This window comes from Caballeronia sp. SBC1, from assembly GCF_011493005.1.
Taxonomy (GTDB): Bacteria; Pseudomonadota; Gammaproteobacteria; order Burkholderiales; family Burkholderiaceae; genus Caballeronia.
This window is the reverse complement of sequence record NZ_CP049157.1, coordinates 677,267-695,690: the sequence shown is the minus strand read 5'-3', so window position 1 is coordinate 695,690 and position 18,424 is coordinate 677,267. Positions and strand designations below refer to the sequence as shown.

The window sequence follows — 18,424 nt, the reverse complement described above, 5'->3', positions numbered from 1 at the left end:
CCGATCCACTGAGTACTTTGCTCCGCGATCAGTGATAAGCTATGCTAATTATTTGTCTCAATCGAAGAGAATAATCAGCGACGCGGAGACGTGCCGTCCAAGTCATCCATCGCTTTTTTGCAAATGGGAAAGAGCCGCCGAGGAGAAGTCCCGCCTGAGTTACATTCCACCAGTCACATCCCACTCAATTTCGACGTCAGGTTGGCCGCAGTAAATGCAGCGCGCAACCACGGCTCAAACGTCGCCGCTGCTTGTGAGCGGGTTTTATAACCTCTCGATCCGCCATCAAGTAAGCGGCCCATAACTTCTACGCTACCCAAGCCGCGGAAGAAGGCTCGATCAATTCGGCGAAGCGATCGGCGAGTGTCTGCCTTGCACGTGCTGGCCAGATTGCGCTGAGTTCAAAACGCGGCAGCGCGGCGCCATCGACTATCTCGCACAGCCTCACTCCGCTAAATTGCAACGCCCGAACCGAATGCGGCAGCAGCGACACGCCGCACCCGGCGGCCACGCAAGCGAGCACAGTCAGCGACCGGTTCGCCTCCTGCGCTATCTCCACCTCGCAACCCGCTTGCCGGAACGCACTCAGAATGCCCGCGCGGACGCCGGGCAGCTGGCCTTGTGGAAACCAGACCAGCCCGTGCGGCGCGAGTTCGCGTAACGACACCTTCGACCCCGCCGCCAGCGGAAACGTCTCGGGCAACACGGCGATCAACGGCTCGCGCGCGATCAGCTTCTCGCGCATCTTGCCCGCGACCGCCACCGGCGTATGCAGCAAGCCAATATCGATTTCACCTTTCTCCAGCGCACTTGCCTGCTCGGCATTGCTCATCTCGCGCAGAACCAACTCGACATCAGGCACCGACGCGCGCAGCGCCGCGATCGCACGCGGCAGCACTTCGAACAGCGCCGCCGACGCGAACCCCACCGTCAGCCGCCCTGCGCGCTGCGCACCGATTTCGCGAGCGCGGTGCGAGGCGGCGTCGATTCTCGCGACGCTCATCCGCACGTCCTCCACAATCGCCAGCCCGGCCGCAGTGAGGTCCGCACCGCGCCGCGTGCGGCTGAAAAGCTTGACGCCGAGTTCCTTCTCCATACGCGTGAGCGCCTGGCTCAGCGCGGGTTGCGCGATGTTCAGACGGTCGGCGGCGCGGGTGACGCTGCCGGCATCGGCGACGGCGAGAAAGTATTTCAGGTTCCGTGTGTCCATATTAAAACGATATGAAAGATGATCATTTGCATCATATATGTTTATCCAAACGATCCTTAAAATGCCTCCATGCATGAGACGCACGAGTGACCCTCGTCGCGAAAAATACAACCTGGAGACAACAGTGAACTGGTATCGCGACATATCGGCGACGGAAAAGCGCACCCTGTGGAGTTGCTTTGCCGGCTGGGCGCTCGACGGCGTGGACACGCAGTTGTTCAGCCTCGTGATCCCGACCTTGCTTGTGACCTGGGGTATCGGCAAGGGCCAAGCGGGATTGATCGGCGGCGCAACGCTGGTCGCCGGCGCGTTGGGTGGGTTGCTCGCGGGCATGTTGTCGGACCGCTATGGCCGCGTGCGCGCGCTGCAGATCACTGTGATCTGGTTCTCGCTCTTCACTTTCCTCAGCGCCTTTGCGCAGAACTTCGAACAGTTGCTGGCGCTCAAGGCTTTGCAGGGTGTGGGTTTCGGCGGCGAATGGACTGCGGGCGCGGTGCTCTTGAGCGAGACCATCCGCGCGGAACACCGTGGCAAGGCAATGGGCATTGTGCAAAGCGCCTGGGGTTTCGGCTGGGCCGGCGCAGTGCTCCTTTATATGCTGGTGTTCTCGTTCGTGTCGCCGGAGTGGGCGTGGCGGCTGCTGTTTGGTATTGGTGTGATTCCTGCCGGGCTCGTGCTTTATCTGCGACGTGGCGTGGTCGAACCGCCGCGCGCTGTCGTAAGCGCAGGGTCATCCAGGCAGGCGCTGCCCGCAGCGAGCAGCATCTTCGACCGGTCGGTGATCCGCACAACGATCGTGGGCGCATTGATCGGCGTGGGTGCGCATGGCGGCTATCACGCGATCACCACATGGCTGCCCACGTACCTCAAGACCGAACGGCACCTGTCCGTGCTCGGCACGGGCGGTTATCTTGCCGTCGTTATAACGGCATTCATCTGCGGCTGTTTCGTGAGCGCCTGGCTTCAGGACCGGATTGGCCGCAGGCTCAACGTGATCCTCTTCGCCGTGTGCTGTGTCGCGACGGTCAACCTCTACGTCTTCCTGCCAATGGGCGACACCGCCATGCTGTTCCTCAGCTTCCCGCTGGGTCTCTTCGCGGCCGGCATCCCGGCCACGCTCGGCGCACTTTTCAACGAGCTTTATCCGCAAGGCATCCGGGGCACCGGCGTGGGATTTTGCTATAACTTCGGGCGGATCGTCTCGGCAGGTTTTCCGGTGCTGGTGGGACACATGGGCAACTCAATGCCGCTCGGCTCGGCGCTTGGCATCGACGCCGGCATCGCGTATGGACTCGTGGTCGTGGCCGCTCTCATGCTGCCGGAAACAAAGAACCGGCGGATCGCGACGGCAGCAGCCAATGCCGCGACCCGAGCCTGAAACAGGAAATCCATGATCGACGAACGGATTGAAACAATGCACGCACAAGACACGACGATGGCGGATCAGTGGTCTGACGCCAACGACATCAACGGCGCTGACAATGCGCGGATCACTGCTATTGACGCCCATGCCCACGTCTTCGTGCGCGGCTTGCCGCTTGCGAAGCAGCGTCGCCACGCGCCGGATTACGACGCTACGCTCGATGACTACGCGGGCCACTTGCTGGCGAACGGCGTCTCTCACGCCGTGCTGGTCCAGCCCAGTTTTCTCGGCACCGACAACCGCTTTTTCCTCGATGTGGCGAAGCGTTATCCACGACGCTTTCGCGGAGTGGCGGTTGTGGATTGCGCAGTCATGGATGCCGAGCTTGCGTTGCTCGATCGAACCGGCGTGGTCGGTATCCGCTTGAACCTGATCGGCTTGCCGGTTCCGCCGTTGAAGGCGCCTGACTGGCAACGATTGTTCGCGCGTGTCAATGCGCTCGGCTGGCATGTCGAGGTCCATCGTGAAGCAGTGGACTTGCACGCGATAATAGGTCCGCTGCTGGAACAGGGTTGCACCGTGGTCGTCGACCACTTCGGCCGTCTGGATCCGCGTACTGGCGCCGACGATCCGGGCTTCAGATACCTGCAGTCGGCGGCTGCAACAGGACGCGTGTGGGTGAAGCTGTCGGCGGCTTACCGGAGTGCGTCCGGCGACGACGGAACAGCGTTGGGGACCGCACTCACTCGCCAGCTTCTCGACGCCTATACGCCCGAGCGCCTGGTCTGGGGCAGCGATTGGCCACACACACAGCACCAGCAACTGGTCGATTACGACGCCACGCGGCGTGCGCTCGACCAATGGGTTCCCGACGCGGCGCAGCGCGAGTGGATCCTCACCCGCTCGGCGCGCGCGCTGTATCGATTCGAATAAGCCGCGCCGTACGTCACTAATATTACTAGCGTCACTAACACGTCACTAACGTCAACACGGAGAGTTCAACCATGTCGCTTCCATCTGCTGAACGTCGCAGCGCCTTCCGCTTGCTGGTCGAGAGCCGGCGTGCGTTACTCGTGCCCGGTGCGTTCAACGCGCTGAGTGCGCGCGTTGTTGCCGATACCGGTTTCGGTGCGTTGTATATCACCGGCGCTGGCGTGACCAACATGTTTTTCGGGCTTCCGGACCTGGGGTTTATCGGTCTGCACGAAATGGCTGACCATACCGCGCGTATCCGCGATGCGGTGGACCTGCCGCTTATTGTCGATGCCGATACGGGCTACGGCAACGCGCTCAACGTGCGTCATGCGGTTCGTACCCTTGAACGCGCGGGCGCCGACGCCATCCAGCTCGAAGATCAGGTAAGCCCCAAGAAGTGCGGACATTTCGCCGGCAAGGCGGTTATATCGACAAGCGAGATGGTCGGCAAGCTGCACGCTGCGGTTGATGCTCGCGAGGACCCCAATCTGCTGATTGTTGCCCGTACCGATGCCTGCGCGACCCATGGATTCGATGCCGCCATTGAACGCGGGCATCGTTTCGCTGAAGCGGGCGCTGATGTTCTTTTCATTGAGGCAGTTGAAACGATCGAGGAGATTCAACGCTTGCCCGCGATGTTCAACGCGCCTCAGCTCATCAACATTGTGATTGGCGGCAAGACGCCGACGCTCCCGCAATCCAGGCTGGCGGAACTCGGCTTCGGGATCGCGCTCTACGCCAACGCACCGCTGCAGAGCGCAGTACGGGGCATGCAGCGGGCTTTGAACGTGCTCAAGGCGCAAGGCAAACTCGACGAAGATCCGGACCTCGTGGTGCCGTTCAGCGAGCGTCAGCGTCTGGTCGATAAACCCTTCTATGACCAGCTCGACGAAAAATACGCCGCGCGCGATGAGTAAGCAGTTGACCAAGCAGCCGACTAAGCCGGCTGCGCCGTAAAGCAAGCGGACACGTGAGCTTCACCGCATAACAAATAAAAGGAGACTGACTATGAACGCCCCTCGAATGGGCGGACCTTCGGGTCGGCCAGCGCTATTGAGATCCATTGCGGGCGGTCTCGCCGGTAACCTGATCGAGTGGTACGACTTTCTCGCGTACAGTATTTTTTCCATTTACTTCGCCAAAGCGTTTTTCCCCAGCGACAACGCCACGGTGCAGTTGATGAATGCAGCGGCAATCGCTGCAGTCGGGTATGTGGCCCGTCCGCTAGGCAGTTGGTTGATCGGCTTGTATGCGGATCGTCGTGGCCGCAAGTCTGCTCTGACCTGGTCGGTATCGGTGATGTGCATTGGTTCGCTGATCATTGCTGTCACGCCGGGCTACGCGACTATCGGGGCCTTCGCTCCCGCCATCCTGATCTTTGCGCGGCTGTTGCAAGGCTTGAGCATGGGCGGCGAATACGGCACGAGCGCGACTTATCTCAGCGAGATCGCGCCGGCGAATCGGCGGGGCTTCTACCTTGGGTTCCTGCAGGTCAGCGTGGTGGCGGGTCAGTTGCTGGCGCTGGGTCTGCTGCTCGTCATGCAGCACCTGCTGTTCACCTCCGGACAGATCGACCGGTGGGCATGGAGAATTCCGTTTGTGATTGGCGGCGTGCTTGCATTGTTTGCGCTCTACATGCGGCGCAATGTGGTGGAAAGCGATGCATTCAAACACAGCGGGACACGGCACGGCCCGCCCATCAGCCGCGAAATGCTGCTTCACTGGCGACAACTTTTGTTGGCTGTCGGGATCACCGTGGGCGGGACGGTGGGCTTCTACACCTACACCGTGTATATGCAGAAGTTCCTGGTGAATACCGTCGGGCTCGGCAAGGAAACGGCCACGCTTGTTTCGGCTTTAGCGCTGTTGCTGTACATGCCATTGCAGCCGCTCTTTGGCCTCGCTTCCGACGTCCTGGGGCGCCGGCCCGTCCTGATCTTCTTCGGGCTGAGCTGTACGTTGTTTTCCGTGCCCATTTTCAGCGCGCTTGCAAGCACGCACGATCCGCTGGTTGCGTTTGTTTTGTCGTTTTGCGGGCTCTTCATGCTGAGCGGTTTTACGTCGGTCCACATGCTGGCGAAAACCGAACTGTTCCCCGTACGCATTCGAGCGCTGGCTGTGGGCCTGCCCTATGCCCTGACCACGGCTATCCTCGGCGGCACCACGGAATTCGTCGCGCTGAAGTTCAAATCGATCGGGCATGAGCCCTATTTTTACTGGTACGTCACGGCATGGTCCGCTATTTCGCTGCTCGTTTATCTGAAGATGCCGGAGACACACGCGCGCAGCGCCAGGCTTAAGCTTCAAGAGCCGATCGAGCCATGAGGGCGACCGGGAAATCGGGGTGGCCGGGAAATAAGCGATAACCCGGTGCGGGATGAAATTCGGCTTTTCACTTCGCATAGACCCTGTCACGCGCGATGCTCGCAGGGAGGCAGTTCAACCGGGAAAGCGCTCGCCGAACATGGGCAGGCCGCTGGCCGAACTTTCGGCGGTCGCTTCATCCTGCAGTACGTCCCAGTGCTCAACGAGTATTCCGTTCTCAAGCCGGACGATGTCTACCGCAATGAAAGGCGCAGCCCGGCCGTTGCCCGAGAAACGTCCGTGAACCATGACGAAGTCACCTTCGGCCATGATGATCCCGTGTTCATAGACCAGCGTGTCAGGCAGATTCCGGGTGAGTTCGAAAAGACCCTCGCGGCCTGGAGCGATATGGGCGCTGTGTTGAATATATTTCGGAGACCAGAAGGTTTCGGCGGTGGAATAATCGCGCCGATTGAAGAGCGTGTCGAATGCTTTTAGCACGATGCTCTTGTTCTTCTCTTGAGTGTTCATGGCGTTTCCTTTGATATGCGTTGGTTAGTTACGCGCCGTTCATCGAGCCTTAGTGGCGAGCCCAAAGACGCGCGGTAGGCAACCACAGCTCACTTGACGCTGAGTTGTCGCTTAGCTACAGGTTAGCTAAAAGTCAACTGACCGAAGTCGAGAGAAACGAGAAGCGGCTCGGGCACCTTCTGCATGTTTTCGTCGTAGGCATAGATGCGCCGCTTGGTCGGCATCTTGATGCCCTGGAATTCGACGTAATCGCTGACATAGTTCGCGCCGCTCGCGCCGCCCAGGATATCGACGGTGTAGTCGTGGCGTCGCATCAGCCCGTCCGGGCCGAAATGGGTGATCTGCGTCCGGGTGTGGCTATGGATATCAACCGGGAACGTCACCTTGAGCCGGCGCCACTCCTCGCCGTTCTCGTGCCACGGTTCGATCTCTTCGCTCTTGAACCCGGGATAGGTGTACAGGAAGGGCGACGTGAGATAGGTCCACAACGCCTCGCTCGCGAAGTAGACAACGTGGAACTTGTCCCACGGCGTTTCCTGGACGTGACCGGCGTAGGCGGCCTCGGGGTCGTCGCGGCTCTCGAGCACCGTGCCGTCCAGCTTTTCAACTGACACACGACCCGGAACAAACACGCTGCGCTGACCGGCTGCGAGGAAAGGCGTGATTGTCAGCAGCTGCTTATGTGTATCGATCTCGAAGATTTTGTCGTTGAGCAGACCGGGCTGCTGCTTGAGGTGCCAGATCGCACCGTCGACCGAGAGTTCGGCCTTGAGTCGGCTAAACGCGTTCCAACGGTCCAGACCACCGTGGGCATCAATTGCAAAGGCTAGCAGGTCGTTCATGATCAATCTTCGGTGTAGAGAAAAATGAGGTGTGAGGGGAGTGACTCGCTTTGTCGATGAACACAGATTAAAGCGAGCGCCCTCTAGCCGGTAGCCGGTCTTTTTCGCTATGACTTATGTAATGAACACATGGGTTCGTGGTCATATCGTCTGATGATTAATAGCGAAACGTCGTGACTAGCTCGTGACTAGCGCCGCGCCCGAGGAAGCTCGAGCTTTAACTGTTTTCAGCTCGACGGACTCAAGTGCCTGGGAGAGAGAAGAGCAGACGCCCGATGAATTCGGTTATCTTTTATGTCCCGGGCACATGAATTACTTTGCCTCCGAACGCTGCCACCGGCGCTGCTGTTACGTTCCGCGAGAACCTTGATGAAAGACATATTCGCGCTCAAGCTTTATACCCGCGTCGCCCGGCTAGGCAGCTTCTCAGCCGCGGCTCGCGAATGCGGACTCTCGCAGTCGCAGGCTTCACGCATCATTGCCGAGCTGGAAGCAGGGCTCGGCGCCCGGTTGCTCTCGCGCACCACGCGCGCGGTCGTGCCAACGGAAGCGGGTTCCGAATTCCTCGCCCGAATGGAACCGATTCTTATCGCTCTGGACGACGCCGAGCACAGTGTTCGTGAAGGGGGCGAGTTGCGCGGATCGCTGCGAATGAGCATGCCGACCAGCGTGGCGATCCGCGAAGTCATCCCGCGCCTCGCGACGTTTACCGCCAGGCATCCCGATCTGCAGATCCAGCTGCTGCTTGAGGATCGACGGCAGGATCTGGTTCGCGACGCCGTGGATGTCGCGATCCGCGTTGGCACGCTGGCGGATTCGAGCGCAACGGCGAAACTTATCGCCACGATTCCCCGCGTGATCCTTGCGGCACCGAGCTATCTTGAGCGAGCAGGGATACCGGCCAGGCCCGATGATCTCGTTGCGCACAGGATAGTGGGCGGCCCTGCGGCATCGGTTCCGTCGGCGTGGCAGTTCGAGCGCAATGGCGAGACCGTGGTGGCGGATGTCTCGCCGCATTTCACGACGAACGAGAACGAAGGCGCTGTTGCTGCTGCGGTGGCGGGCTTTGGCATTACGTCGACCACGGGATGGGCGTGTCGCCGTGAGCTGGAAGAGGGGTCTCTCGTCGCCCTGCTGACGGACTGGAAAACCGTTGATGTTCCCGTGCATGCCTATTTTCCGCTGGGCCGCGCTACGCGCGCTGCCGGTCGCGCAGTGATCGAGCACCTGATAGCAGACCTTCGGGTGACAGAGGAAACGTTTGGCTCCATCTCATGATGTGCAGAATGCGCAGAACCTGGACAAGATCCCGGGCGCGCTGGAGGCTCTCGGCGCTCCCTTGTACATTCGCTAGAACCGTGTCAATCTATTTCCCATTCGCCGCACAGTATCTGCACTGAAAGAATCGACTGCTAGCGATTCCTTCCGAAGCCTGAAAATCGGCGAGCCGTGTCATGCGAACCGTTCGCCCTAGCGTCAACAAAGAATAAAAAGCGCTGGCGGACGTGGTTGCCGTTTCATTAAGGTGCTTCATTAATAGACGGAGTCAGCTATGTCTATTGTTGCCATTGATGGTGTTCGTTGGACCAATGATCGCGTTACCCATGTACGTTGGGGCAACATCGACGAATTGACGGCCAACTGGACGTCGGTACCCAAAGTCGTCGATGTGGACCGGGTAGTGAAAGTCCTGGAGAAAGGAGAGTTGGTGCGCACGGTGTTCAAGCTTGGGGGGCGAAGCTATCTGGGCCCCCAGGTCAGCGCCATCCCTTACGCTAACGGGCACATTGGCATTGAAGCCTCTTTTGAAGAGGGTCGGATTGAAAAAACACTTGAAGACCTGCCAGTCGTTTAGCCGATTTAATCGATTCAACTGCTTCATTTCATTCTTTCGCAGCGTCGGGGGCACGCTTGGCATAGGGCAGCTTTGGCGTTCTGGCTGCGCCATAGACGCACGGATGGCCGTGCGCTCAGGTCTTTGGGGAGCACGGAGGCGCGTGGTCGTCGTTCAGGCCCGGTGCCGCCAGTGTCTCTACAGGGCAAGCTTGTAACCCTCGTGGCTTGCCTTGAAGCCGAGCTTTTCATAGAAGCGGTGTGCGTCGGTACGGCTCCTGTCGGTCGTGAGCTGCACCAGGCTGCACCCTCGCGACCTGCATTCGGAGATCGCCCATTCGAACATCTTGTGGCCCAGTCCGGAATCACGGCGATGCGCGGCGATTCGAACCGCTTCAATTTGTCCCCTCCACGAACCCATGCGTGCAATGCCGGGGATAAATGAAATTTGCAGCGTACCGATTATCTCGTCACCGTCGGCAACCACGACCAGTCGCTGGTTCACATCGGCTTCTATGGCCTGGAACGCGTCGACATATCTTTGGTTGAGCGGTGTGCCGATGATTTCTCTCTGGCTGCCCAGTTCGTCGTCGGCTAACAAAGCTACGATTGCAGGGACATCGGCTAACAGAGCGGTACGGAAAACGATGTGTTCCACGTTAGAACCTCATAAGATGATGAGTTGAAGTATACAAACCCCGTGGCGCCGCCATCGATGAAATTGACCGAGCTCAACGTTCGACGGGTCTCGTCATTCCTCGTCACGCAGAAGCGCGCGCAGCATGCGTTCGGGGTTGGCCAAAAACGACCGCATGACCTGGAAGTGTTCCGTCTCTTCGTAGCTGACGCGCGTTACACCTTCCGTAGTGAACTCATATATCCACGCGTCCGGATACGCCATCAGAATAGGCGAGTGAGTTGCAATGATGAACTGCGACTCGTCGCGGGCCAGGTCGTGAAGCCTGGCAAGTGCAGTGAGTTGCCGTTGTGGAGACAATGCGGCTTCAGGCTCGTCGAGGAGGTAGAGACCCTTGCCGCCGAAGCGGTTCATCAGCAGCGCCAAAAAAGATTCGCCGTGCGAGCGCTCGTGCAGGGAATTGCCGCCGTAGGAGTTGATTACGGGAGGACCCAACCCCGGTTCAGCATCAAGGTTCTCAATCTCGGTCGCCACATTGAAGAAGCTTTCCGCGCGCAGAAAGAAGCCGTCCTTCGGACGCCTTACTCCTTTGGCAACACGCAGATATTCGTCAAGTACCGAGTGTGATGCCCGGGTGCCAAAGTTAAAGTTCTTCGTGCCGCCTTCCGGGTTGAATCCCATCGATACAGCGATGGCCTCGAGAAGCGTCGATTTCCCGGAGCCGTTTTCGCCGACGAAGAAAGTCATCTTTGGATGCAGCTCAAGCGTTTCCAGCGACCGGACTGCCGGCAGCGAGAATGGATAGCGATCGAACGACTCGACCTTGTCGCGCTGCAAGCTGATCCGGCTGATGTACTGGGTAGAGATCATGATATGAGCGTCATGCTTTTACGAAGCTCGCAAGTGACGCGAGGTGTTGGAATGCATCGAGTTGATACTGTGGAAAGCCGCGCCCGCCGCCGCTTTGACGAAGCGTAATCTTAACTCGCTGAGATACCGCGCAATGAAGCGAGCATGCGCCGACATGACGCGCCTCAATTACAATGCTCGAAATTTTTAGTGCCGCCCTGCTGCAATCCCGGCATCCTCACAAGCGAGGCCTTCATGATCGTCAAACCACGCGTGCGCGGTTTCATCTGCGTGACCACTCATCCCGTCGGCTGCGAAGCCAACGTCGAGAAACAAATCGACTATGTGGCGGCACAGGGCTCCATTGCGGGTGGACCCCGGAAAGTTCTGGTGATCGGTGCGTCGACCGGGTACGGCCTTGCCGCCCGGATCACGGCGGCATTTGGTTGCGGCGCCGAGACCCTCGGTGTTTTCTTCGAACGTCCAGGTGAAGAAAACAAGCCCGGCACGCCCGGTTGGTACAACACCGCAGCATTCACGAGGTTCGCGGCTGCGAAGGGCCTGTATGCCAAGAGCATCAACGGCGACGCTTTTTCCGACGAGATCAAGCAGAAGACAATCGATGTCATCAAGCGAGACCTTGGGCAGGTCGATCTGGTCGTCTATAGCCTCGCGGCACCGCGGCGGACGCACCCGAAGACCGGAGAGGTCTTCAGCTCGACACTGAAACCTGTCGGTAAGGCCATTACGCTGCGCGGCCTCGATACCGACAAGGAAGTTGTCAAGGAAAGCCACCTGGAGCCGGCGACGCAAAGCGAGATCGACAACACCGTGGCCGTGATGGGCGGTGAAGACTGGCAGATGTGGATTGATGCACTGCGTGCAGCCGGCGTTCTGGCGGAGGGCGCGAAGACCACCGCGTTCACATACCTCGGCGAGAAGATAACTCACGACATCTATTGGAACGGCTCCATAGGCGCCGCCAAGAAAGACCTGGATCAAAAGGTACTTTCGATTCGCGGCAGCCTGTCCAGTCATGGTGGCGATGCACGCGTCTCGGTATTGAAAGCGGTTGTCACGCAGGCAAGCTCAGCCATTCCCATGATGCCGTTGTACTTGTCCTTGCTGTTCAAGGTCATGAAAGAAGAGGGGACGCACGAGGGTTGCATAGAACAGGTCTATGGCCTCTATAAAGACAGTTTGTATGGCGATTCGCCGTGCATGGATCAGGAAGGCCGGTTGCGCGCGGACTACAAGGAACTCAGTCCGGCGGTGCAGGCTCGCGTGCAGCAACTGTGGGACCAGGTGACGAGCGACAACCTTTACGAACTCACTGATTTCGCCGGCTATAAGCACGAATTTCTACGGCTGTTCGGGTTCGAGATCGATGGGGTTGACTATGAAGCTGATGTCAATCTCAAGGTGGACATTCCTGGCATTGTCCAGGATTAGGTCCAGGCTGCGCCGGCCTGTTTGTATAGAGGCCGGCACGCCAAAGCTGCTTGCGGGCGAGCCGCAGCCCCAAGCGGCGACGATGTCCTCAACGCGCCCGCGTCACCCCTGCACGCGCCAGCCAAGTCCCAGGCTCTTCTGCAAGGAGACAAAGTCCTTCAGCAACTCAGCTTGTCCAGAGACTACATTTTGCTGCGCGCTAAACTGCGTGCGTTGGGTGTCGAGCAGGTCGATCAGGCTTGACGCACCCGCTGTATAACGTTGGCGCATCAAGGTAGCCGAGCGGTCCGCCGACGCTTGCACTTGCTGCAGCGTCGCCAGATGTTCGCGCTGATGCCCATATCGCGACAATGAAGTATTCGCGTCCTGCAACGCGGCGAGTACCGCATGCGCGTATTTCGCATCGGCTTCGTCGCGAGACGCTTCGGCGCTGTGAACACTCGAGAGCGTGCGGCCGAAGTCCAGAATGTTCCACTGCAAATAGGGCGCGCCAATCCAGCTGAAGTTGTTTTTGCGGACAAGGTGGCCGGGATTGGCGGCGGTATAGCCTAGGTCACCGAACAACGTCACCTTAGGGAAGAAGTCAGCCTTGTGCTCGCCGATCTGGGCGTTGCTGGAAGCGAGGCGCCGTTCCGCCGCGCGAATATCCGGCCGTTGCTGCAACATTGAAGCCGGGTCACCAATAGCCACGGACGCCGGCAAAGTCGGCAACGGACGTGGTGCAGATAACGCCTGATCGAGCGCGCCCGGCGCCTGGCCCGTCAACACGGCGAGCTGATCGAGCGACTCGGCAACTTGCTGGTCCAGCGGCGTCAACGTCGCGCGGGTGTTCTCGACCTGCGTGGTCAGGCGCTCCACATCGATGTCGGCAGCCGTGCCGTGCGCGCGGCGCTGCTGGGTCAACGTGAGCATCTGCTGTTCCAGTTCCGCGGAGCGTTGTGCAAGCGTCAGGCGCTGTTGCTCATCACGCAGGTCGACATAGGCTTGCGCGACTTCCGCGGCGAGCGACACTTGCGTGTCGGCGAGGTCGGCATCGACCGCATCCGCTTCCGCCGTAGCGGCTTCAACCGCGCGTCGCGTGCCGCCGAACAGATCGATCTCCCACGATGCATCGAAGCCTGCGGTATAGAGCTGCAGCGGTCCTCCTCCGGACGAGGATGAGCTGCCCGAACTTCCCTGGGACGATGACAGCGAACTCAGGTTGGGCTCACGCATGCGCAACGCGGCGGCGTCGAAAGACGAGGTCGGCATGCCGTTCGCTTTTTGATGCTGCAACTGCGCGCGTGCTTCGCGCAGACGCGCTTGCGCCGCATGAACGTCCGGGTTATGCGCAAGCGCGGCGTCGATCAGCGCGTTCAGTTGCGGCTCGTTGAGCGACAACCACCATTGACTCGGTGCGCGTGTGGAAACCATGCCGACCGCGGGCGTACGCACGAAGTTGGGGGCATGCGCCGCGTCGGGCGCCACCTGCGGCGCACCGGCGTAGTCGGGGCCGACGGTGCAGGCCGAAAGCGCGCAGACGGACGCCAGCAGCGTTAGTAAAAAAGGAGTAGTAGGGCGAGGGAACATCGTGGATAGTGTCTTTGCCGTCAATGGCCGGCGGACGTCGAAACGGGACCGCGCGGAGTCTTCAGGAGGAGCGCGAGCGGCACGCAGGCAAGCAGCGCGAGACCGAGCAAATAGAACGTTTCGGAGTACGTGATGACAGTAGCCTGCATATGGATCTGCGCGGCTATCTGGCCGAGCGCACGCATTTTGGAGTAAGCCATGTCGCCGGTTTGCGCGAACCAGCTCGCGGTGCTCGACGCCACGCGCTCCTGACCGACCAGCGAGTTCGCCGTCAGGGATTCGCGGATCATCGCGGTATGAAAGGTGGTGCGCCGGTCGATCACGGTCCCGATGATGGCGAGGCCAACCGAGCCGCCAAGATTGCGGGCCATGTTGTAGAGGCCGGCTGCATCGCCTGAATCCTCGCGCGAGACCGCCGCCATGGACGCCTGGTTCAACGGCATCAACGCGAGGATTTGCGCAAAGCCGCGTATTAGCTGGGACCAGAAGAAATCGTGGCCAACGCTCTGGGCAGTCAGGTCTATATCGAGCATGCAGCTCAACGCAAACAACAACAGTCCACCGATCACAAGCATGCGAAAGTCGAGCTTGCCGAGAATGCGCGGCAGGATGGGCATGATCAGGAACGCCGGCACGCCCGATATCAGCATGATGGCTCCCGACTGCTGCGCGTTGTATCCGGACACTATGCCGAGGAACTGCGGCAGCAGATACGACACGCCATACAGCCCCGCGCCGACCGCAAACACAATGACAATGACGCTTGCATAACGCGGGTTGCGCATCAGGTTCAGGCGCATGATCGGCCGCTGCGCAGTCAGTTGCGAAATGGCGATCAGCATCATGCCTACCAGCGACACGCAGGTCAGCGAGACGATCATGCTGGACTCGAACCAGCGTTCGCGCTGACCTTCTTCGAGCACGACGGTCAACGAGCTCAGGCCGATTGTGAGGCCAATAATGCCGACCCAGTCCGCCTTGAAAAACGTGCTCCACTGCGGCCGGTCCGACGGCAGTCCGACGATCAGCAAGGTGATCAGCGCAATACAAACAGGCAGGTTGATAAAGAAGCACCAGCTCCAGCTGATGTTTTCCGCCAACCATCCACCGAGCACCGGTCCCAGCAGCGGACCCAGCAACACGATCAAGCCGAACATCGTCATGCCGACGGGCATCTGCGAGCGTGGCAGCCGGGTGCGAATGATGGTCTGCGCGGTCGGGATCATCGCGCCGCCTGCGAAGCCCTGCCCAATGCGCCCGGCGATCATCATGGGCAAGCTATGCGACCATCCGCACATCATGGAGAACGCGATAAACAGCGTGGCATTGGCGAGCAGGAAGTTACGCAAGCCGAACACGCGCGTAAGCCATGCGGCAAGTGGGATCATGACGATCTCGGACATCAGGTAGCCGGTCGAGATCCACGTACCCTCGGTGCCGGTTGCGCCAATCTCGCCCTGGATCTGCGGCAAGGCCGAGTTGGTGATCGAGATATCCAGCGTGGCCATCAACGCGCCCAGCGAGCCGGCCGCAACCGCGAGCCAGTCCGCCGCACTCGCGCGCTCTGCCTCCGGTGCGGGCGCCGCAGGCGAGGAAGCGGCTGCCGTCGTCACATCAGCCATGGTCGTTCTCGGCTTTGATGCGCTGGTCGCCTTCGCGGGAGGAACGCGTATCGACATCGGCGGTCACCGACAGGCCCGGCAGCAGCACGCTGCGTGTCTCCGGCCCTGTCTCAATGCGAATGCGCACGGGAATTCGCTGGACGATCTTGGTGAAATTGCCCGTGGCGTTTTCCGGCGGCAGCAGCGCGAACTGCGCGCCGGTACCGGGAGCAAAGCTGTCGACCACGCCGTGCAGGTCGGTGCCTGGCAGCGCATCCACGTGCAGGATCACGGGCTGGCCGACGCGCATGTGGCCGACCTGCGTTTCCTTGAAGTTGGCTGTCAGATAGGTACTTTGCACCGGTACCACCGACAGCATCCGCGTGCCCGGCTGTACGTATTGACCAACACGAACCGAGCGGTCGCCAACCTTGCCGGCCAGTGCGCTGCGCACCACGGTATCCTGCAGGTCGAGGTGCGCTTGCCGCGCGCTTGCCTCTGCTGCCTCGAGCTGGGCACGCGCCTGAGCGATCTGTGCGGTGGTGGCGGCGATCTGCGTCTCGGCGGCATCGACCGCGGCGCTATTGGCTGCCAGCGTTGCCAGTGCCTGATCGCGCGTGCTGGTCAACTCAGACAGCCGTTCGCTGGTTTCAGCGCCGGTGGCAGCGAGCGGTGCGTAGCGCTGGACTTCATCGCGTGCGTGCTGAGCGCTTACTCGTGCGACTTGCTGCTGCGCTTTGGCCTGTTCAATGTTGGCGTGCTGCTGGAGGATGTCCGCTTGCGCGCGCTGGATATCCGCGGCGCGTGCAGCGATGGTCGCCTGCGCCTGGTCGAGCGCGACCTGGTACTGGCGGGTATCGAGCCGGACGAGCGGGTCGCCGGCCTTGACCGTGGCGTTATCGCCCACGTATACGTCGGTCACGTAGCCGCTGACCTTGGGCGCGACAGTGACACTGTCGGCTTGCAAATAGGCATCGTCAGTGCTTTCAATAAAGCGCCCAACAGTCCACCAGCGGGCAAGCCAGATTCCCGCAAGGATCACCGCAATGATCCCAAGCGCCACCAGGATCATGCGTCTTCCAGACCGGCGCGTAGGCGAAGCGGCGGAATCTTGTGGCACTTCGTGCGGAGGCAACCCTGCGGTTGTTGACATTTTTGACCTAAATTATTCCAATCGGAACAATTATTCCAGTTGGTAAAATTGTGTCAAGTGATATATTTGTTTCGTTGAAGGGAGAAGCACGAATGAACGACACAAAACGGCTACGCCGTCCGTCGGCCGGCGGATATGTGCGAGGCGACGAGACAAGGCTGCGAATTATCGAAGCGGCAATTGAGTCTTTTGGAGAGCATGGTTTCGAGGGCGCGTCCACGCGTGACATCGCTGCGCGCGCCGGGGTAAATGCACCCGCGCTGCAGTATTACTTCGAGAATAAAGAGGGGGTGTACCGGGCGTGTGCGGAATTTCTCGCTGATTCGTCCTGGGTCACGCTTGAGCCGGTGGTGACTCACGCAGCCGATGTCTTGAACAAGGACAGTGATGTTCCCGTGCTGATCGATGCTTTCATTCGCATTCAGGAAGCGATTGCGGACCGTATGTTCGCGAAGGCTTGCGATACGTCTAACCAGCGGCTTTTCTTTACGCGTGAACAGGCGGGGCATGAGCCGACCGTTGCATCAGAGATCATGATGCGGCGTGTGCGGCAGCCCTTGAACGATGTTGGGTCAAGGCTGATTGCGCGCATCACCGGCACGAAACCCGACGACCAGCTTACGTTGATCCGGATGCTGAGTTTGCACGGACAACTGTTGATGTTCCATGTCGCGCCGCGCACTACGCTCGCGTTGCTCGGATGGACGGAGATAGACGCCGAGAAGGGCGACTTGCTCAAGGCGACGGTGCGCACGCAAACCCAGATTTTGCTTGAGCAATGGAGCAGGGAGGGTTTGGCAAAGAAGGCGGAAGCGAGCGCACGTAAGAAGCCCGTCGTGAAGACGGCGCCCAGAAAACGTGCCGCCCTCAAGAGTGCGAAGGCAGCCGAAAAAAAGTAACGGAGGGGGCGTTGCGTGCGGGTTCCCGTCACGCAATGCGGGGGATCTTAGGCCCGTTTTATCGCCGTGCCTCGAACACGAGATTGAACGGCGTCTCCGTCGCCCGGCGAAACTGCCGGAAACCTCCTCCGGTTACCACGTCGTGAATCCGCCGCTCGCCGGCTTGCGCGCCCAGGCACATGGCGCCCGATTGGGCCCTGGAAGCCGGTGTACAGATCAACGTAGAAGCCGAGTAAAAGATCCGTCCAACGGGATTCAGGTTTCCTTCAAGCGTGTCGTTGGCAAAGGGTTCGACGATCATCCACGTGCCATCGTCGTCCAGGGTTTCATAGACGTGACGTGACGCCCCGAGTGGATCGCCCATGTCGTGAAGACAGTCGAACATGGTGACGAAGTCGTAACCGTGTCCAGGATAATCTCCGGCCGAAGCGACTTCGAAACTCACGCGGTCTCCCACCCCCGAGGTTGCTGCCGACTCTCTGGCGTGCTCGATAGATCCCTCGTGATAGTCGTAACCCACGAACTCCGACTGCGGGTAAGCCTGCGCCATGATGATGGTGGACGCGCCATGTCCGCAGCCAACATCGGCTACGCGTGCGCCGCTTTTCAGTTTCGTCTCGACGCCGCCAAGCGACGGAATCCAGTTGTTCACGAGATACGCTGCATAGCCCGGACGGAAGAAGCGCTCGGTGCCGTGAAAGAGGGAGACATCGTGCTCGTGCCATCCAACGCCCAGTCCGGTCTTGAACGACTTCACCATCTTCGGGATGATCTTGAACTGCGCGACGGCGATCTGGAACGCGCCGGGTATGAACGCCGGGCTGCCTTCCTCGGCGAGCGCAAAGGACTGTTCTTCGCTCAAGCTGAAGCGTTCCGACGCAGGATCGTAGTTGACGTAGCCGCTCGCAGCCTGTGCGCTTAGCCACTCGCGAACATAACGTGCGTCCGTCTCGGTCGCCTGCGCGAGTTCTTCCGCACGTAGCGGTTTGGCGGCGAGCGCCTTATACAGCCCGAGTTGATCGCCAACGACAACAGTGGCCGCGTGCATCACGGCGCCGAGATCGTGGACAAACCCTCCCATGAATGCATCGAGTTTTGACTGGTCGACTGCCATGACATGCTCCCTTAAAAGCATCCCCTTTTGGAATAACGGCGTTACGTCATATTTTGTTCGTCATACTTATTATGTTATCTGCGCCGCTTCGT

General features: G+C 59.9%; 17 protein-coding genes. 8 read left to right on the top strand and 9 right to left on the bottom strand.

Translation table 11 applies throughout. From position 1 onward, the window contains the following. Window positions 1-307 precede the first annotated feature (307 nt). Window positions 308-1,210 carry a LysR family transcriptional regulator gene (locus SBC1_RS21150; RefSeq protein WP_165096827.1) on the bottom strand — a complete coding sequence of 301 codons (903 nt, stop codon included), beginning with the start codon at window positions 1,208-1,210 and terminating at the stop codon, window positions 308-310. A 124-nt stretch (window positions 1,211-1,334) separates the two neighbouring features. Between SBC1_RS21150 and SBC1_RS21145 the strand changes: the two genes are divergently transcribed. The 4 genes from SBC1_RS21145 to SBC1_RS21130 all read left to right on the top strand — a co-directional run bounded on the left by SBC1_RS21145 (window position 1,335) and on the right by SBC1_RS21130 (window position 5,873). Next, window positions 1,335-2,588 (top strand): MFS transporter, encoded by a 1,254-nt coding sequence (locus tag SBC1_RS21145; protein ID WP_165096830.1) that lies wholly within the window; start codon window positions 1,335-1,337, stop codon window positions 2,586-2,588. Window positions 2,589-2,600: 12 nt separating this feature from the next. After that, window positions 2,601-3,506 (top strand): amidohydrolase, encoded by a 906-nt coding sequence (locus tag SBC1_RS21140; protein ID WP_165096833.1) that lies wholly within the window; start codon window positions 2,601-2,603, stop codon window positions 3,504-3,506. 71 nt (window positions 3,507-3,577) lie between these two features. After that, window positions 3,578-4,465, top strand: coding sequence for an oxaloacetate decarboxylase (locus tag SBC1_RS21135; RefSeq protein WP_165096836.1), 888 nt, complete (start codon window positions 3,578-3,580; stop codon window positions 4,463-4,465). Window positions 4,466-4,556: 91 nt separating this feature from the next. Beyond that, window positions 4,557-5,873 carry an MFS transporter gene (locus tag SBC1_RS21130; RefSeq protein ID WP_165096839.1) on the top strand — a complete coding sequence of 439 codons (1,317 nt, stop codon included), beginning with the start codon at window positions 4,557-4,559 and terminating at the stop codon, window positions 5,871-5,873. A 114-nt stretch (window positions 5,874-5,987) separates the two neighbouring features. On the opposite strand, the gene SBC1_RS21125 is transcribed toward SBC1_RS21130, so the two are convergent. Together SBC1_RS21125 and SBC1_RS21120 are read right to left on the bottom strand one after the other, a co-directional pair. After that, window positions 5,988-6,383 (bottom strand): ester cyclase, encoded by a 396-nt coding sequence (locus SBC1_RS21125; RefSeq protein WP_165096842.1) that lies wholly within the window; start codon window positions 6,381-6,383, stop codon window positions 5,988-5,990. Window positions 6,384-6,505: 122 nt separating this feature from the next. Continuing rightward, on the bottom strand, window positions 6,506-7,225 hold the full coding sequence (locus SBC1_RS21120) for a hypothetical protein (protein ID WP_165096845.1): 720 nt from the start codon (window positions 7,223-7,225) through the stop codon (window positions 6,506-6,508). A gap of 369 nt (window positions 7,226-7,594) precedes the next feature. On the opposite strand from SBC1_RS21120, the gene SBC1_RS21115 reads away from it, so the two are divergent. After that, the gene (locus tag SBC1_RS21115; RefSeq protein WP_165096848.1) at window positions 7,595-8,503 is read left to right on the top strand and encodes a LysR family transcriptional regulator; all 909 of its coding nucleotides are present in this window, start codon (window positions 7,595-7,597) and stop codon (window positions 8,501-8,503) included. Between the two features lie 274 nt (window positions 8,504-8,777). Then, window positions 8,778-9,080 carry a hypothetical protein gene (locus SBC1_RS21110; RefSeq protein WP_165096851.1) on the top strand — a complete coding sequence of 101 codons (303 nt, stop codon included), beginning with the start codon at window positions 8,778-8,780 and terminating at the stop codon, window positions 9,078-9,080. 177 nt (window positions 9,081-9,257) lie between these two features. Here the strand turns inward: SBC1_RS21110 and SBC1_RS21105 are convergent, their stop codons facing one another. Beyond that, the gene (locus tag SBC1_RS21105; RefSeq protein WP_165096854.1) at window positions 9,258-9,716 is read right to left on the bottom strand and encodes a GNAT family N-acetyltransferase; all 459 of its coding nucleotides are present in this window, start codon (window positions 9,714-9,716) and stop codon (window positions 9,258-9,260) included. A gap of 93 nt (window positions 9,717-9,809) precedes the next feature. After that, entirely contained in the window at window positions 9,810-10,565 is a 756-nt protein-coding gene (locus SBC1_RS21100; protein ID WP_165096858.1) for an AAA family ATPase, read from the bottom strand. 234 nt (window positions 10,566-10,799) lie between these two features. Between SBC1_RS21100 and fabV the strand changes: the two genes are divergently transcribed. Then, the gene (gene fabV / locus SBC1_RS21095) at window positions 10,800-11,996 is read left to right on the top strand and encodes an enoyl-ACP reductase FabV (RefSeq protein WP_165096861.1); all 1,197 of its coding nucleotides are present in this window, start codon (window positions 10,800-10,802) and stop codon (window positions 11,994-11,996) included. A gap of 102 nt (window positions 11,997-12,098) precedes the next feature. Here the strand turns inward: fabV and SBC1_RS21090 are convergent, their stop codons facing one another. The 3 genes from SBC1_RS21090 to SBC1_RS21080 are packed head-to-tail and all read right to left on the bottom strand — an operon-like array spanning window position 12,099 to window position 16,319. Further along, window positions 12,099-13,565 (bottom strand): efflux transporter outer membrane subunit, encoded by a 1,467-nt coding sequence (locus tag SBC1_RS21090; protein ID WP_165096864.1) that lies wholly within the window; start codon window positions 13,563-13,565, stop codon window positions 12,099-12,101. A gap of 20 nt (window positions 13,566-13,585) precedes the next feature. Further along, window positions 13,586-15,187 carry a DHA2 family efflux MFS transporter permease subunit gene (locus tag SBC1_RS21085; protein ID WP_165096868.1) on the bottom strand — a complete coding sequence of 534 codons (1,602 nt, stop codon included), beginning with the start codon at window positions 15,185-15,187 and terminating at the stop codon, window positions 13,586-13,588. Further along, a complete protein-coding gene (locus SBC1_RS21080; protein ID WP_165096873.1) occupies window positions 15,180-16,319 on the bottom strand; it encodes an HlyD family secretion protein in 1,140 nt (379 codons plus the stop codon). The genes SBC1_RS21085 and SBC1_RS21080 overlap by 8 nt, the downstream gene beginning before the upstream one ends. Window positions 16,320-16,411: 92 nt before the next feature. Between SBC1_RS21080 and SBC1_RS21075 the strand changes: the two genes are divergently transcribed. Continuing rightward, a complete protein-coding gene (locus SBC1_RS21075) occupies window positions 16,412-17,218 on the top strand; it encodes a CerR family C-terminal domain-containing protein (RefSeq protein ID WP_165096876.1) in 807 nt (268 codons plus the stop codon). Between the two features lie 58 nt (window positions 17,219-17,276). Here the strand turns inward: SBC1_RS21075 and SBC1_RS21070 are convergent, their stop codons facing one another. Further along, the gene (locus SBC1_RS21070; protein WP_165096880.1) at window positions 17,277-18,332 is read right to left on the bottom strand and encodes a class I SAM-dependent methyltransferase; all 1,056 of its coding nucleotides are present in this window, start codon (window positions 18,330-18,332) and stop codon (window positions 17,277-17,279) included. Between the last annotated feature and the right edge of the window lie 92 nt (window positions 18,333-18,424).